The organism is Microbacterium croceum, assembly GCF_023091245.1.
Lineage (GTDB): Bacteria > Actinomycetota > Actinomycetes > Actinomycetales > Microbacteriaceae > Microbacterium > Microbacterium croceum.
Genome location: NZ_JAHWXN010000002.1, coordinates 17,488 through 32,711, shown reverse-complemented (window position 1 = coordinate 32,711; position 15,224 = coordinate 17,488). Strand labels below are relative to the sequence as shown.

17 protein-coding genes are annotated in these 15,224 nt (G+C 68.2%); 15 read left to right on the top strand and 2 right to left on the bottom strand.

Translation table 11 applies throughout. From position 1 onward, the window contains the following. Nucleotides 1-10: 10 nt before the first annotated feature. The gene (locus KZC51_RS14185; protein WP_281732138.1) at nucleotides 11-451 is read right to left on the bottom strand and encodes a DUF1844 domain-containing protein; all 441 of its coding nucleotides are present in this window, start codon (nucleotides 449-451) and stop codon (nucleotides 11-13) included. A gap of 211 nt (nucleotides 452-662) precedes the next feature. Here KZC51_RS14185 and infC point away from each other — a divergent pair, with 211 nt between their 5' ends. The 3 genes from infC (at nucleotide 663) to rplT (ending at nucleotide 1,976) form a co-directional block, all read left to right on the top strand. Continuing rightward, entirely contained in the window at nucleotides 663-1,289 is a 627-nt protein-coding gene (gene infC / locus KZC51_RS14180; protein ID WP_247631291.1) for a translation initiation factor IF-3, read from the top strand. A 73-nt stretch (nucleotides 1,290-1,362) separates the two neighbouring features. Further along, nucleotides 1,363-1,557, top strand: a complete 195-nt coding sequence (rpmI, locus tag KZC51_RS14175; protein WP_017828564.1) for a 50S ribosomal protein L35 — start codon at nucleotides 1,363-1,365, stop codon at nucleotides 1,555-1,557. Between the two features lie 32 nt (nucleotides 1,558-1,589). Further along, a complete protein-coding gene (rplT, locus tag KZC51_RS14170; RefSeq protein ID WP_247630686.1) occupies nucleotides 1,590-1,976 on the top strand; it encodes a 50S ribosomal protein L20 in 387 nt (128 codons plus the stop codon). Here the strand turns inward: rplT and KZC51_RS14165 are convergent. Beyond that, nucleotides 1,951-2,202 carry a hypothetical protein gene (locus KZC51_RS14165; RefSeq protein ID WP_247630685.1) on the bottom strand — a complete coding sequence of 84 codons (252 nt, stop codon included), beginning with the start codon at nucleotides 2,200-2,202 and terminating at the stop codon, nucleotides 1,951-1,953. The two genes, rplT and KZC51_RS14165, sit on opposite strands and share 26 nt — an antisense overlap. Before the next feature lie 58 nt (nucleotides 2,203-2,260). On the opposite strand from KZC51_RS14165, the gene KZC51_RS14160 reads away from it, so the two are divergent. From KZC51_RS14160 to KZC51_RS14105, 12 genes are all read left to right on the top strand, one after another. Continuing rightward, complete coding sequence (locus KZC51_RS14160) at nucleotides 2,261-3,067, top strand: TrmH family RNA methyltransferase (RefSeq protein WP_247630684.1); 807 nt, start codon at nucleotides 2,261-2,263, stop codon at nucleotides 3,065-3,067. Nucleotides 3,068-3,091: 24 nt separating this feature from the next. Next, nucleotides 3,092-3,763, top strand: coding sequence for a response regulator transcription factor (locus KZC51_RS14155; RefSeq protein ID WP_247630683.1), 672 nt, complete (start codon nucleotides 3,092-3,094; stop codon nucleotides 3,761-3,763). A 3-nt stretch (nucleotides 3,764-3,766) separates the two neighbouring features. Continuing rightward, nucleotides 3,767-5,143 (top strand): sensor histidine kinase, encoded by a 1,377-nt coding sequence (locus KZC51_RS14150; protein WP_247630682.1) that lies wholly within the window; start codon nucleotides 3,767-3,769, stop codon nucleotides 5,141-5,143. Further along, nucleotides 5,140-6,099, top strand: a complete 960-nt coding sequence (locus KZC51_RS14145; protein ID WP_247630681.1) for a TAXI family TRAP transporter solute-binding subunit — start codon at nucleotides 5,140-5,142, stop codon at nucleotides 6,097-6,099. Before KZC51_RS14150 ends, KZC51_RS14145 begins: the two co-directional genes overlap by 4 nt. A gap of 363 nt (nucleotides 6,100-6,462) precedes the next feature. Continuing rightward, nucleotides 6,463-7,212: an amino acid ABC transporter ATP-binding protein gene (locus KZC51_RS14140; protein WP_372491800.1), complete on the top strand. Its 750-nt coding sequence runs from the start codon at nucleotides 6,463-6,465 to the stop codon at nucleotides 7,210-7,212. 44 nt (nucleotides 7,213-7,256) lie between these two features. Beyond that, complete coding sequence (locus KZC51_RS14135) at nucleotides 7,257-8,165, top strand: glutamate ABC transporter substrate-binding protein (protein ID WP_247630680.1); 909 nt, start codon at nucleotides 7,257-7,259, stop codon at nucleotides 8,163-8,165. 64 nt (nucleotides 8,166-8,229) lie between these two features. Next, nucleotides 8,230-8,886: an amino acid ABC transporter permease gene (locus tag KZC51_RS14130; RefSeq protein WP_247630679.1), complete on the top strand. Its 657-nt coding sequence runs from the start codon at nucleotides 8,230-8,232 to the stop codon at nucleotides 8,884-8,886. Beyond that, nucleotides 8,883-9,803, top strand: a complete 921-nt coding sequence (locus KZC51_RS14125; RefSeq protein ID WP_247630678.1) for an amino acid ABC transporter permease — start codon at nucleotides 8,883-8,885, stop codon at nucleotides 9,801-9,803. The genes KZC51_RS14130 and KZC51_RS14125 overlap by 4 nt, the downstream gene beginning before the upstream one ends. A 50-nt stretch (nucleotides 9,804-9,853) precedes the next feature. Beyond that, a complete protein-coding gene (gene pheS / locus KZC51_RS14120; RefSeq protein ID WP_247630677.1) occupies nucleotides 9,854-10,894 on the top strand; it encodes a phenylalanine--tRNA ligase subunit alpha in 1,041 nt (346 codons plus the stop codon). Further along, on the top strand, nucleotides 10,894-13,398 hold the full coding sequence (gene pheT / locus KZC51_RS14115) for a phenylalanine--tRNA ligase subunit beta (protein WP_247630676.1): 2,505 nt from the start codon (nucleotides 10,894-10,896) through the stop codon (nucleotides 13,396-13,398). Before pheS ends, pheT begins: the two co-directional genes overlap by 1 nt. A 66-nt stretch (nucleotides 13,399-13,464) precedes the next feature. After that, nucleotides 13,465-14,184, top strand: a complete 720-nt coding sequence (locus KZC51_RS14110; RefSeq protein WP_247630675.1) for a ribonuclease FAU-1 family protein — start codon at nucleotides 13,465-13,467, stop codon at nucleotides 14,182-14,184. Nucleotides 14,185-14,246: 62 nt separating this feature from the next. Beyond that, nucleotides 14,247-15,218, top strand: a complete 972-nt coding sequence (locus KZC51_RS14105; RefSeq protein WP_247630674.1) for an NAD-dependent epimerase/dehydratase family protein — start codon at nucleotides 14,247-14,249, stop codon at nucleotides 15,216-15,218. Nucleotides 15,219-15,224 lie beyond the last annotated feature (6 nt).

Genomic DNA, 15,224 nt, shown 5'->3' with positions numbered 1-15,224 from the left:
CCCCGCGCACCTAGTTGACCGGCCCCGTCCATTTCTCGCCAGGACCCTTGCCGATCGGGTCAGGGATGACGGATGCCTCGCGGAACGCGAGCTGCAGGGAGCGCAGACCGTCGCGCAGCGAACGCGCGTGCATGTCGCTGATCTCGGGGGCGCCGGCGGTGATGAGACCGGCGAGAGCGTTGATGAGCTTGCGCGCCTCGTCGAGATCGAGCTGCGCTGCGGCGTCGGGTTCGTCGGCCAGGCCGAGCTTCACGGCGGCCGCGCTCATGAGGTGCACGGCGGCGGTGGTGATCACCTCGACAGCCGGAACGTCGGCGATGTCACGGGTGGCGGATGCCGCCGCCTCCTCCTGTCGTGCCCAGCGCTCTTCCCGCTCGCGGTCTGCCTCGTGGCCCTGAGTCGTCACTTCGCCTTGCTTTCTGTTAGACTTTGCCGGGCTCCCGAGCGTCATGCTCTGGACCGAAAGAGGATTCACTTCCCACCCGCGCTTGCCGTTCAAGGCTACCGGGTCTTGCACTCCACCGGCTCCGCTCGTACGAGGGAACCGGCAGGCAGGGTGCAGAGCCGGCGTCTGAATGCCGGTGGGTGGGGGACGATTCCGATTTCGCCCGTGATGCAGACAGCGTCACGGTGGCCGAAACACATCGTCTAAGGAGTTCCGCATCAGCGATCCCCGCACCAATGAGCGCATCCGCGTCCCCGAGGTCCGCCTCGTCGGCCCCGCGGGTGAGCAGATCGGCGTCGTCCGCATCGAGGCGGCGCTGCGCCTCGCGCAGGAAGCCGACCTCGACCTCGTTGAGGTCGCCCCCAACTCGAAGCCGCCCGTGGTCAAGATCATGGACTACGGCAAGTTCAAGTACGAGGCCGCCCAGAAGGAGAAGGAAGCTCGTCGCAACCAGGCGAACACGATCCTCAAAGAGGTCCGTTTCCGTCTGAAGATCGAGGCGCACGACTACACGACCAAGCTCAAGCGCGCCGAGGGCTTCCTCAAGGCCGGCGACAAGGTCAAGGCCATGATCCTGTTCCGCGGTCGCGAGCAGTCGCGTCCTGAGCAGGGCGTGCGTCTGCTGCGCAAGTTCGCCGAGGACGTCGCCGAGTTCGGCACGGTCGAGTCGAACCCGACCATCGACGGCCGCAACATGGTCATGGTCGTGGCTCCGCTGAAGAGCAAGTCCGAGGCCAAGCAGGAGCAGAACGCCGTGCGTGACGCACAGCGCGCTGCGAACAAGCAGGCTGCGCGTGACGCCAAGAGCGAGTCGGACGCTCCGGCTCAGGCTCCCGCGGAGTAACGCCCGCCCCCCAGACTCCCGCACCGCGGGTTGACAACGTCGCCTGAGAAGGCGCATGACGAAGGAAGAGAAGATGCCGAAGCAGAAGACCCATTCGGGTGCTAAGAAGCGCTTCAAGATCACCGGCAGCGGAAAGCTGAAGAAGCAGCAGGCCGGGATGCGCCACAACCTCGAGCACAAGTCGAGCCGTCGCACCCGTCGTCTGAACCAGGACCAGGTGCTGTCGAAGGCTGACACCAAGGTCGCCAAGAAGCTTCTCGGCCGCTGACGCGCCCGACGCACGAATAGGAACATAGGAAAATGGCAAGAGTCAAGCGGGCAGTAAACGCCCACAAGAAGCGCCGGGTCATCCTCGAGCGCGCCAAGGGTTACCGCGGTCAGCGTTCGCGCCTCTACCGCAAGGCCAAAGAGCAGGTCATCCACTCGCTGGTCTACTCGTACCGTGACCGTCGCAAGCGCAAGGGCGACTTCCGTCGTCTGTGGATCCAGCGCATCAACGCCGCGGCGCGCCAGAACGGCATGACGTACAACCGCTTCATCCAGGGCCTCGGCCTCGCAGGTGTCACGGTCGACCGTCGTATGCTCGCCGACCTCGCGGTCAACGACGCAGCGACCTTCGCCACGCTGGTGGAGACGGCCAAGAAGGCTCTGCCCTCCGACGTCAACGCTCCGAAGTCGGCTGCGTAAGCACCTCTTCACGCAGGGCGCTCTCCTTCGGGAGGGCGCCCTGCGGCGTTTCCGGAAGTTCTCGACACCCGTCGACGAGCACGGCGTACAGCGCATCGCCGACGACATCGCCCACGATGCCATCGATCGACCGATGCGCGAGCAGTCCCACCCCCGCGGTCGTGGTGGCGAGCCCCGCGAGCACGAGCCGTCGGCGGGTCCGCGGCGCGGCGGCATCCGTCGTCATGCACGCACCTCATCCCGATGGCACGAGAAGGACCTCTGCGTTCCCTAGACTGTGACACGTGCTGGAGAACCCCCGGTCCCCCCGAGTCCGTGCTGTCGCGAAGCTGACCAAGCGCAGCGCGCGCACCGAGACAGGTCTGTTCCTTCTCGAAGGTCCGCAGGCCGTGCGTGAAGCGCTCACCTACCGGCCCGAGTCGATCGTCGAGCTGTTCGCGACGCCGACCGGATGGGAGAAGCACCCGGACATCCGCGCGAACGCCGCGGACGCCGACATCGACGTCGAGTACGTCACCGAATACGTGCTGAACGCGATGGCCGACACAGTGACCCCGCAGGGACTCGTCGCGGTGGTCCGGCAGATGCCGACATCGGTGCGCGACGTGTTCGCCGCTGGTCCCCGGCTCGTCGCGATCTGCGAAGAGGTGCGCGATCCGGGCAACCTCGGCACCATCATCCGCGCAGCCGATGCCGCCGGTGCCGACGCCGTCGTGCTGACCGGCCGCACCGTCGACCCCTACAACCCGAAAGTCGTGCGGGCCACGACAGGATCGCTGTTCCACCTGCCTGTCTCGGTCGCCGGTGACCTCGCAGATGTCGTCGACCGCGCCCACGCGGCAGGGCTCAAGATCCTCGCCGCCGATGTCAAGGGCGATGACCTCCTTGCGGCGCGCGCCGAGGGCGTCCTGGCCGAGCCGACGGCCTGGCTTTTCGGCAATGAAGCTCGCGGGCTGGAGGACGCCGCCCTGGAGCTCGCGGACCGCGTGCTGAAGCTGCCGATCTTCGGTCGCGCCGAGTCCCTGAACCTGGCGACCGCCGCCAGCGTGTGCCTGTATGAGAGTGCTTTCGCTCAGCGCGCTGCGGGCTGAGCGGCGAGACGAGAGCCAGGATCGATGAGGATTCTGATCGTGGAGGACGACGAACGCGTCGCCGCCGCTCTCGACGCCTTCCTCGCACGGTCCGGCTATGCGACCGTTCGCGCAGCGGACGGCGCTCAGGCACTGGAACTCCTGGACGCCGACACCGAGGTGGTGCTGCTGGACCTGGGGCTGCCCGATGTCGACGGCATCGATCTGTGCCGGCGGATCCGGGGACGCTCCGACGTGCCGATCGTGGTGGTCACGGCGCGGAGCCAGGTCACCGAGCGCATCAAGGGACTGCGCGCCGGCGCCGATGACTTCGTCGTGAAGCCCTATGACGTGCACGAGCTGCTGGCCCGCATCGAGGCGGTCACTCGTCGCTCCCGTGCGGTGCGGCCGGACGCGGATGCGCGCGTCGTGGTGCACGACGGCGATGTGCAGATCGACCTCGTCGCCCGGCAGCTGATCGTGGATGATGCGCCGGTCGAGCTCACCCGCAAGGAATTCGACATCGTCGCGGTGCTCGCGCGCTATCCCGGCGTCGCAGTGCCGAAGGAGCGGCTGATCCGAGAGGTGTGGAACACCGACTGGCGCGGATTCGGGCATTCGCTCGAAGTGCATGTCGGGGCGATCCGCCGCAAAGCCGGCGAACGCACGCTGATCGAGACCGTACGGGGAGTCGGATACCGGCTGGCGGGCGCCTGAGCGATGCGCACCCGCCTCGTGATCGTCTTCCTCGTGCCGTTGATCGCCATCCTGCTCTCCCTGGGCGGAGCCACCGGTCTCAGCGCGGCGCGCAGCATCCAGCAGGCGCTGTACACCGAGCAGCTCGGCGACCTCGGCTACTTCGTCACCAGCGCCAGGCAGGCGCTGAGCTCGGGCAGTGCGACCGTGATCGAGGGGGAGGCCAGACGCTTCCAGGAGGTGTACGGGATCGAGGTGGTCGTGTTCGACCTCACCGGTACCGCATGGGCGACGAGCGATCCCGCGCTCGAGGTGCTGGCGGACGACGAGGCGGAGCGCGTGCGCCTCGCGCTGTCGGGGCGGCGGGCGGAGGCGCCGGAGCCCGCGTTCCCCTGGGTCATCCCCGACACGGGCATGGTGGAGCCGGTGTTCGATGGCGGCGACGTGATCGGTGCGGTCATGATCACTGCCGATGTCGAGGCGCCGCGGGCCGCCATCCTGCAGCAGATGCTGGTGCTCGGGGCGATCGCCATCGTGTCGATCATCTTGGGCGTACTGCTCGTGTTCCAGCTGGCCCGATGGGTGCTCTCGCCGGTGCGGCGCCTGGATGAGGCGATGATCGCGATCGAGCGCGGTGAGATGCATGCGCGGGTCTCCGAGGACACCGGCCCGCCGGAGCTGCGACGGATGACGCGCGTCTTCAACGGGATGGCCGGGGAGATCGAGCGGGTGCTCGCCCGGCAGCAGGAGTTCGCGCTCAACGCCTCGCATGAGCTGCGCAACCCTCTCAACGCCCTGCTGTTGCGCGTCGAGCATCTGTCGACGGGGCTCGGTCCGGAGTGGCAGGGCGATGTGGAAGAGACCCGCGAGGAGGGGCGTCGGATGGCGCGCATCCTCGAGACGCTGCTCGGGCTCGCGCGCCGGGGGCAGGCGGACTCGATGTTCACCGCCGTCGATCTGGCGGTCGTGGCCGCCAGGCGCACCGACGCGTGGCACGAGGTCGCCGCACAGCGCGGCATCGTGTTCCGCACCGTGGGAGAGAACGCCGTCGTGAGTGTGACCGATCGCACGATAGTGGAGAGCGCCTTGGATGCGGTGATCGACAACGCCGTCAAGTTCTCGCCGGACGGAGGAGAGATCGAGGTCGGAGCGCATCGCGATGCCGACACGGCCGTGATCATCGTTCGCGACCACGGACCGGGGCTTCCCGAAGACCAGGTCGGATCCGCCACCGACCGCTTCTGGCGCAGCGCCGACAGCGGAGATACGCCGGGCTCCGGACTCGGGCTCGCGATCGCCACCGACCTCCTCTCGTCGATCGGTGCGGAACTGACGGTCTCCTCGCCAGAGGGCGGCGGTCTGATGGTCGCGCTGCGGGTGCCCGAAGGGGTGATCGCATGAGAAGCACAGGAAGGCTCCTCGCGCTGCTCACGGCGACGATGCTGGTGCTGACGCTGACAGGGTGCACGCAGCGGGCAAGCGAATGGGACGATGGCGCCGCGGTGATCGCCGGCGGCGGCTCGACCGGCGTCTATTTCGACTACGGCAGCCACATCGCCGCAGAGCTCTCGGACACGCTCGGGGTGCACGCGGTGGTGGAGGAGACCGACGGTTCCGTCGAGAACCTGCGGCAGGTGGGCAGCGGTGAGGCGCTGCTCGGGTTCGCGCAGGGGGATGCGGCGGCGGATGCCGTAGCCGGCGTCGGGGCCTTCCACGAACCGCTCCCTGTGCGCGCGCTGGCGCGGCTGTACGACGAGTATGTGCATATCGTGGTGCGCGCCGACTCGGACATCGAGGACATCCCCGATCTCGCGGGGAGGACCGTGTCGTTGGGCGCGGAGAACTCGGGCGTCAACGTGATCGCACGCCGCGTGCTCGATGCGGCCGGCGTGGACGTGAAGTCGGTGCAGAACCCGCAGTGGGACCTGCAGGAGTCCATCCGTGCCATGGAGGCATCGGAGATCGATGGCTTCTTCTGGGTGGGCGGGCTGCCGACCCCCGGCATCCAGGCCCTTGCGTCCGATCTGCCGGTACGGCTGCTGCCGGTCGAGCAGGAGTGGGTCAACGCCGTCAACGATCGTTACTCGGATGTCTATCGCACCGCAGACTTCCCGGCCGGCACCTATGGGCTCACGGCACCGGCGCCCACGATGGCCGTGCCGAACTACCTCATCACCGCAGCCGCCACACCCGACGAGGTGGTGCGCGATGTGCTGAGGACGCTGTTCGACGCGCGTTCGCGCATCGCGACGGAGGTGCCTGCCGCCGCGCTGCTGAATCGACGGCAGGCGATCTTCACAGCGCCGGTCGATCTGCACCCTGGTGCGGTGGAGTACTACCGCGAGACCCGGCGCTGAGCGCGAGCGGCGACTCCTCAAGAAATACTCAAGAACTCTCACAGAGCACTCGGGCTCTGCCACTCTGATGTCGATCACCTCGATTCGACGGAGAATCCCGATGCCACTGAGTTCGTGCCGCACATCACGGCAGAGGCGTTCTCCCTCCCTCGGATCCTGTGTGTGCGCGCCCGTCCGGGCGCACGCTGGGGGGCGTCGCCAGGGGGACGATCGCACCAGCGGCAGGGGTCCCGCGGCCCGTGAGGGACGGTCCGCGGGACACCTGTGCCCGCAGGCGGATCACCGACGCCCTCGGCATTACGAACGTGTAAATCTCGCCTCGTTTGCATGGAGCGAACAACACCACGTGGCTAGTTTGGAGAAATGATGACCTCAGGTACGGCCCTCGTCGTGGTAGAGAACGTCCAGAAGCACTATGGCGATTTCCAGGCACTGACCGACATCGATCTCACGGTGAATTCCGGTGAGGTCGTCGTCGTGATCGGTCCGTCCGGTTCCGGCAAGTCGACGCTCTGCCGCACCATCAATCGACTCGAGACGATCACCAGCGGCTCGATCCGCATCGACGGCAAAGAGCTCCCCGCCGAAGGCAAGGGGCTCGCGAACCTCCGTGCCGACGTCGGCATGGTGTTCCAGTCGTTCAACCTCTTCGCGCACCTCACGATCCTCGAGAACGTGACGCTCGGCCCGATCAAGGTCCGCGGTCTCAAGAAGGCGGATGCCGAGAAGGAGGCCATGGTGCTCCTCGAGCGCGTGGGTATCGCGAAGCAGGCGTCCAAGCTCCCCGCTCAGCTCTCCGGTGGTCAGCAGCAGCGCGTGGCGATCGCCCGCGCGCTGGCGATGCAGCCCAAGGTGATGCTGTTCGACGAGCCGACCAGCGCGCTCGACCCGGAGATGATCAACGAGGTCCTCGACGTGATGGTCGACCTCGCGCACGACGGCATGACGATGATCGTCGTCACCCACGAGATGGGCTTCGCCCGCAAGGCGGCCGACCGGGTGGTCTTCATGGCCGACGGCCGGATCGTGGAAGAGGCCACGCCGGAGGAGTTCTTCACGAACCCGAAGAGCGACCGCGCCAAGGACTTCCTCTCGAAGCTCCTCACGCACTGATCCCACCCCAGACCCTGCACACACAGCACACGAAGGAGACGCACATGCGACGCACACGGACACTGGCAGGCATCGGAATCGCAGCCACGGCGCTGCTGGCACTCACGGCCTGCAACAGCGGCACGCCGTCGAGCCCCGGAGCAGGCACCGGCGACGAAGGCGGCGAGGACAGCACCTGGTTCGAGGTCGCGAGCGACGTGAACCTCGAGGGCAGCCCCACGTTCGACGCCATCAAGGAGCGCGACAAGGTCGTCATCGGCGTCAAGGAGGACCAGCCCGGTCTCGGCTACCTCGACGTCACCTCGGGGGAGCGCACCGGCTTCGACGTCGACATCGCCCGCTGGATCGCCGCCTCGCTCGGCTACGGCGAGGACAAGATCGAGTTCAAGCCGATCGCCTCCGCGAACCGCGAGCAGGCCATCGTGAACGGTGACATCGACTACTACGTCGGCACCTACTCGATCAACGACAAGCGCAAGGAGCTCATCGACTTCGCCGGTCCCTACTTCGTCACCGGTCAGGGACTCCTGGTCGCGGCGGATGCGGACGACGCGGATGCGCTCGAGGACTTCAACGGCAAGACCGTCTGCTCGGCGACCGGCTCCACGCCGATCCAGAACATCAAGGCGAACTTCCCCGACATCAAGACGCAGGAGTACGACCTGTACTCCGCCTGCGTCCAGGACCTGATCGACGGCAAGGTCGACGCGGTCACCACGGACCAGGCGATACTGATCGGCTACGCCGCCCAGTACCCGGACGACGTCAAGGTCACCGGCGGCCTGTTCACCGAGGAGAACTACGGCGTCGGACTCGCCAAGGGCGATGACGTGCTGCGCGCACACATCAACGAGCTGTTCACCGACGGCGGCGACATCTGGCAGGCCATCTTCGACAAGAACCTCGGTTCCTCCGGCATCAAGGTCGAGCAGCCGGCGGTCGACGCGTACTGATCTGACACGGGGCGGCCTTCCTCCGTGGAGGCCGCCCCACCCAGCCTGAAGAAGGGAGGGTGGCGTGGACGTCATCTTCGGCAACCTCGACCTGTGGAGCAAGGCGATCAGCAACACGCTGCTCGTCTTCTTCATCGGCGGCATCATCGCGTTGGTGCTCGGCATCATCGTCGGCGCCATGCGCGTCTCACCGATCCCGATCGCCCGGAGCGTGGGCACGCTGTACGTCAACATCGTGCGCAACACCCCGTTGACCCTCGTCTTCTTCTTCTTCGTGTTCGGCTACCCGCAGCTCGGGCTGCCTGATCTGTCGAACACCGTGCTCGGCATCCTCGCCATCGGCATCTACACTGCGACCTACGTCGCCGAGGTGCTGCGGGCCGGCATCAACACCGTCCCGGTGGGCCAGGCCGAAGCCGCTCGCGCGATCGGACTGCCGTTCGGGCAGGTGATGACGCTGGTCATCCTTCCCCAGGCCTTCCGCTCGGTGGTGCCCCCGATGATGAGCGTGTTCATCGCGCTCCTCAAGAACACCACCGTCGCGGCGGGCTTCTCGATCGCCGAGCTCGCGGCCCTCCGGTCCACGATCAACGACTCCGCCGACCGCCCTGGGAACCCCATGGAGGTCCTGCTCTGGGTCGCCGTGGTGTTCGTGGTGCTGGTCCTGCTGATGAGCTGGCTGCAACGCCATCTCGAGAACCGATGGAGGATCGCGCGATGAGCTCCGTACTGTACGACGTCCCCGGACCCCGGGCGATCGCCCGCAACCGCATCCTCGCCATCGTCACGGTCGCCGTGGTGCTCGCCATCGTCGGCTTCGTGATCCTGCGGATGTTCGAGACCGGGCAGTTCTCCGCCGAGAAGTGGTACGTCTTCACGTTCTCCAACGTGTGGATGGGCATCCTCAAGGCGCTCGGCAACACTCTGGCCGCGTTCGCACTCGCCGCCGTGCTGAGCATCGTCCTCGGATTCGTGCTCGCGATCGGCCGGCTCTCCGAGCACGCCTGGGTGCGCCTCCCCGTGACAGCGATCACCGAGCTCTTCCGCGCTGTCCCCGTGCTGGTCTTCATGATGCTGCTGTACTACGGGCTCCCCGTCGTGGGGGTGAAGATGGACCCGTACTGGGCCGTCGTCATCGCGCTCATGGCCTACAACGGATCGGTGCTGGCCGAGGTGCTGCGTGCCGGCATCGAATCCCTCCCGCGCGGACAGAAGGAGGCCGGCTACGCGATCGGTCTCCGCAAGAGCGGTGTCATGCGCCTGATCCTGCTCCCACAGGCGATCAGGGCCATGCTCCCCGTCATCGTCGCCCAGCTGGTCGTCACGATGAAGGACACCGCGCTCGGCTTCATCATCACGTACCCCGAGCTGCTGTACTACGCCAAGCAGCTGACCTCGCAGCAGGGACGTCCGATCCTGCAGTCCGCGTTCGTCATCGGCGGCATCTACATCATCATGTGCCTGATCCTCTCGGGGATCGCGCGCTGGGTCGAGATCCGCACGCGGCGCTCGCCGAAGGTCCGCGCCATCGCGGCCGGTGGCGATCCGCGCACGCATGAGGACGGGACCGACACCGAGCTCATCACCCTGCAGCGCGGTGGTAGTGGGTTCGGAGGTACTCCGACTCCGGGCATCTGACGGGTGTACTCGTCTGACCCCGTCGCCCCGCGCCGGTAGACTCCTATCTCGTGTCTGAGTCTCCCGAGATCACCCCAGAAGCCGTCGAAGCGGCCGTCGCCGCAGCGCTCGCCGCGATCGGTGCTGCCGCCGACACCGCCGAGATCAAAGCCGTCCGTGCCGCGCACGTCGCCGAAGGGTCGCCGCTCGCGGTCCTGAACGCGTCGATGCGTCAGGTCGCCCCCGAGAACAAGGCGGCGTTCGGCAAGCTCGTCGGCCAGGGCCGCGGTCAGGTCACGCAGGCGCTGGCGGCGAAGGAGGCCGAACTCGCGGCCGCCGAGGTCATCGCGCGGCTCGAGGCCGAGCGCATCGACATCACGGCCGTGCCCTCGCGCACCCGTGTCGGCGCCCGGCATCCGCTCACGCTCCTGCAGGACCAGGTCTGCGACATCTTCGTGGGCATGGGGTGGGAGATCGCGGAGGGGCCGGAGCTCGAGCACGAGTGGTTCAACTTCGACGCGCTCAACTTCGACGTGGATCACCCCGCCCGCCAGGAGCAGGACACGTTCTACGTCGACCCGACCTCTCGTCACCTCGTGATGCGCACGCACACGAGCCCCGTGCAGGTGCGGTCGATGCTGGACCGCGAGGTGCCGATCTACGTGCTGTGCCCCGGTCGCGTGTACCGCACCGACGAGTTCGACGCCACGCACCTGCCCGTCTTCACGCAGTTCGAGGGTCTCGTGATCGACAAGGGCATCACGATGGCGCACCTCAAGGGCACCCTGGATCACTTCGCGAAGCAGCTCTTCGGCGCCGAGGCCAAGACGCGCTTCCGCACCAACTACTTCCCCTTCACCGAGCCCTCGGCCGAGCTCGACCTGTGGCACCCGACCTTCAAGGGCGGCGCGCGCTGGATCGAGTGGGGCGGCTGCGGCATGGTCAACCCGAACGTGCTCCGTGCAGCCGGGATCGACCCCGAGGTGTACAGCGGCTTCGCGTTCGGCATGGGCATCGAGCGGGGACTCATGTTCCGCAGCGATGTGCAGGACATGCGCGACATGGCCGAGGGCGATGTCCGTTTCAGCGAGCAGTACGGGATGGTGGTGTGATGCGCGTCCCGCTTTCGTGGTTGCGTGAGTACGTCGATGTGGCACCGGATGCCGCGCCGGAGGATGTCCTCTCGGCGCTGGTGACGGTCGGCTTCGAAGAGGAGGACGTGCACCGCTTCGAGATCTCCGGTCCCGTCGTCGTCGGACAGGTCGTCTCGCTGGAGGGCGAGCCGCAGTCCAACGGCAAGACCATCAACTGGTGCCAGGTCGACGTGGGCGAGGAGCACGGTGGTATCCGAGGCATCGTCTGCGGCGCGCACAACTTCGTCGCCGGAGACAAGGTCGTCGTGACCCTGCCGGGAGCCGTGCTTCCCGGACCTTTCCCGATCGCGGCGCGCAAGACCTACGGTCACGTGTCCGACGGCATGATCGCCTCGGCCCGTGAGCTCGGCCTGGGCGATGAGCACAACGGCATCGTCGTTCTCTCCGACCTCGGCATCGACGCACCCGTCGGCACCGACGCGATCGCGCTCCTGGGGCTCGATGACGTCGCGGTCGAGATCAACGTCACGCCCGACCGCGGTTACGCGTTCTCGCTGCGCGGCGTCGCCCGCGAGTACTCGCACGCCACCGGAGCGACCTTCCGCGACCCCGCCGAGCGCGACTTCGCGGAGCTGCAGCCGGGAAGTGGACACACGACCGTCGTCGACGACGTCGCGCCTGTGCGCGGCCGCGTCGGTGCGAGCGAGTTCGTCACCCGCGTGGTGCGCGGTGTCGACCCCTCGCGTCCCACCCCGCCGTGGATGATCGCCCGGCTGACGCTCGCCGGCATGCGTTCGCTCGGCGTGCTGATCGACATCACGAACTACGTCATGCTCGAACTGGGGCAGCCCCTGCACGGCTACGACCTCGACAAGCTCGACGGCGGCATCACGGTGCGTCGTGCGACGCCGGGCGAGAAGATGACCACGCTCGACGGCCAGGAGCGCGCGCTCCACGTCGAGGACCTGCTCATCACCGACGGCTCCGGCCCGATCGGTCTGGCCGGCGTCATGGGCGGCGGCACGACCGAGATGAGCGAGACCACCACGAACGTGCTGATCGAGGCCGCGACCTTCGACCCGGTCACGATCGCTCGCACCGCCCGTCGGCACAAGCTGCCCAGTGAGGCGTCCAAGCGCTTCGAACGCGGTGTCGACCCGCTCATCCCGTTCGTCGCCGCGCGCCGCGCCGCCGACCTCATGGTCGAGCTGGCGGGCGGCACGCTCACCGACGAGGGGGGCGCCCTGTTCGCCGAGGTCTTCGTCGCCGAGATCGAGCTGCCCGCCGGTTTCGTGCAGGGCCTCATCGGCGTCGACTACACCGACGACGAGATCACCGGCGCGCTGACCACGATCGGTGCCGAGGTCGAGAAGGCTGATGAGGGGTGGACGGTCATCCCGCCCACCTGGCGCCCCGACCTGACCGACAAGTGGACATTGGCCGAAGAGGTCGCCCGCATCCACGGACTCGACCGCATCCCCTCCGTGCTGCCGACGCCTCCGTCCGGCCGTGGCCTCACGCCGCTGCAGCAGGGCCGCCGCCGGGTCGCCGACGCGCTCGCGGCCGCCGGCTTCGTCGAGACCCCGGCGTTCCCGTTCACGACCGAGGCGCAGAACGACCTGCACGGCTCCGCGTCCGGCGAGCATCTGCCCAGCATCCGTCTGGCGAACCCGCTCGACGGTCAGGCGCCGTTCCTTCGTCGTTCGCTGGTGCCCGGCCTGCTGCAGACGGCGCATCGCAACATCGCTCGCGGGCTCACGGATCTCGCGATCTTCGAGAGCGGCGCGGTGTTCCTGCCGGAGCCGGGCGTGACCTACGGTACCGACGACGTCCCGCCGCTGGGCGTGCGGCCCTCTGACGAGACCCTCGCCGCGCTGAACGCCTCGATCCCGCCGCAGCACCGCCACCTCGCTCTGCTGCTCGCAGGCAACATCGTGGCACGACAGCCCGGCCGTCCGGCCGAGCCTGCGGGTCTGTCCGAGGCGCTCGACGCCGCACGGGTCATCGCGAGCGCCGCCGGTGTCGAGATCGACGTCGTGCAGTCTCAGCGGGCCGCTCTGCACCCCGGACGCACGGGAACCCTGCAGGTCGACGGCGCCGAGGTCGGCTACGTCGGCGAGCTGCACCCCGTGGTCTCGGACGACGCGGATCTGCCGGGACGCGCGATCGTGCTCGAGCTCGACCTCGACCTGATCCTGTCGCTGGCAGGACGTCGTGTGGTGGCTGAGTCGTTGTCGACCTTCACCGCAGCCACGCAGGACGTATCGCTCACGCTTCCGGTCGATGTGGCTGCCGGTGACGTGCGCACCGCGCTCGCGGAAGGCGCCGGCGCCCTGCTCGAGTCCGTGCGTCTGGTCGACGACTACCGCGGCGAGGGTGTTCCCGCCGGCTCGAAGAGCCTGACGTTCGCCCTGCGCTTCCGCGCCGACGATCGCACGTTGACGGCAGCGGAGGCGACCGAGGCGAAGCTCGCCGGCGTCGCGGTCGCAGCCGAGCGCTTCGGCGCGGCGATCCGGGACTGAGCAGCAGTCGCACGCAGACCAGGGAGTCACACCGACGGCGCAGGGCGGCCGGGGTAGCGTGACGGGATGAGCATCCTCCCGCAGAGCACCCCGGCGGCCGTGCCCGAGGGCGTGCGCCCGTTGGGCGAGGGACCGTTCCTCGCGCCTGGTGCACAGATCGACTGGCACTACCGCAAGCCGGGCTGGCAGCAGGGGGAGCCGTCGACGATCACTCCGATGCGGGTGGTGCGCGACGACGAACGCGGCCTCGTCGCGTGGCTGGCTGCGGGCACCCTCCAGGAGGGCCAGGGCGCGCCGGACGGTCAGCGGGTGCGCAGCGTGCCGCTCGATCGCCGCTGGCTCGAACCGCGCACGCGCATCGTAGAGGAGTGGTGGGGCAACGGCATCCTGCGGATCGCCCCTGCAGGCGCCGCGTGGTCGGTGTGGCTGTTCTGGAGCGACGTGACCGGTCCGGAATGGGAGTTCGCCGGGTGGTACGTGAACCTCGAGAACGCGCACCTGCGCACCGATCACGACACGTACACGTCCGATCACATCCTCGATGTGGAGATCGATGCAGACGGGGGAATCCACCTGAAAGATGAGGACGAGGTCGTCGCCGCGATCGAACAGGGGCGTCTCAGCGCGGAACAGGCCGCGCAGATCGAGCGCCACGCGGATGCGGCCATCGCGTCGTTCCGTGCGGGCGACTGGCCGTTCGACGCCGAATGGCGCGACTGGCGGCCGGATCCGACCTGGACCGTTCCCCGGCTCGCCGGCATCGACGAGCTTCCCACCGCTGAGTGACGATGCCTCTGCTCTGAGCGGAAGAACTTCCCCGCGGCCATGGATGCTGGTGTCATGGGTGCATGACAGACGTGCTGATCCTGGGGGGAACCGGCTGGCTCTCCGGGCGGATCGCCCGCCTCTGGGCGGATGACGGGGCCGCGGTGACCTGCCTGGCCCGTGGCGAACGGCCGGAGCCGCCGGGTGTGACGCTCGTGCGCGGTGACCGTGACCGCTCCGATGCGTACGACCGCCTCGCGCGCGACTGGGATCACGTGGTCGACGTCTCCTCGCGGGCCGATCACGTCGCTGCCGTCGTGGCCGCGCTCGGAGCACGTGCGCGCCGATGGACGTACATCTCGTCGGTGTCTGTCTACGCGGATGACGCGACCCCGGGCGCCGATGAATCCGCCCCGGTGCATGAGGCGGCCGCCCCCGGTGATGAGTACGACTATGCGGCAGAGAAGGTCGCTGCCGAGCAGCAGGTGCGCGCGCTGGGCGACCGGGCGCTGATCGTGCGCCCCGGGTTGATCGTCGGTGACGGCGACCCCAGCGATCGCTTCGGCTACTGGGCGGCGGCGTTCGCGCGGGCCGGGAGCGATCGGGTGCTCCTGCCACCGCTCGAGGGCCGTGCGACGCAGGTGATCGACGTCGACGATCTCGCCGCGTACGTGGTCACAGCATCGTCGGCCGGGGTCAGCGGTGCGGTGAACGCGATCGGCGATCGGCATCCGCTGCGGGATGTGCTCCTCTGCATCCGGAACGCGGCCGGCCACTGTGGTGAGACTGTCGTCGGCGAGGCCGGCTGGCTCGCAGATCACGGCGTCGCGTACTGGGCGGGGGAGAGGTCGCTGCCGCTGTGGCTGCCCGCCGACATGACCGGGTTCATGACGCGATCGAACGCGGCGTTCCATCGGACAGGGGGAGTGCTGCGGCCGATCGACGACACGATCGCCCGCGTGGTCGCCGATGAGATCGCGCGCGGCGTCGACCGCGAGCGGCGCGCGGGTCTCACGCGAGAAGACGAGCGCGCACTGCTGGCCGAGCTCCTCTGAGCGACA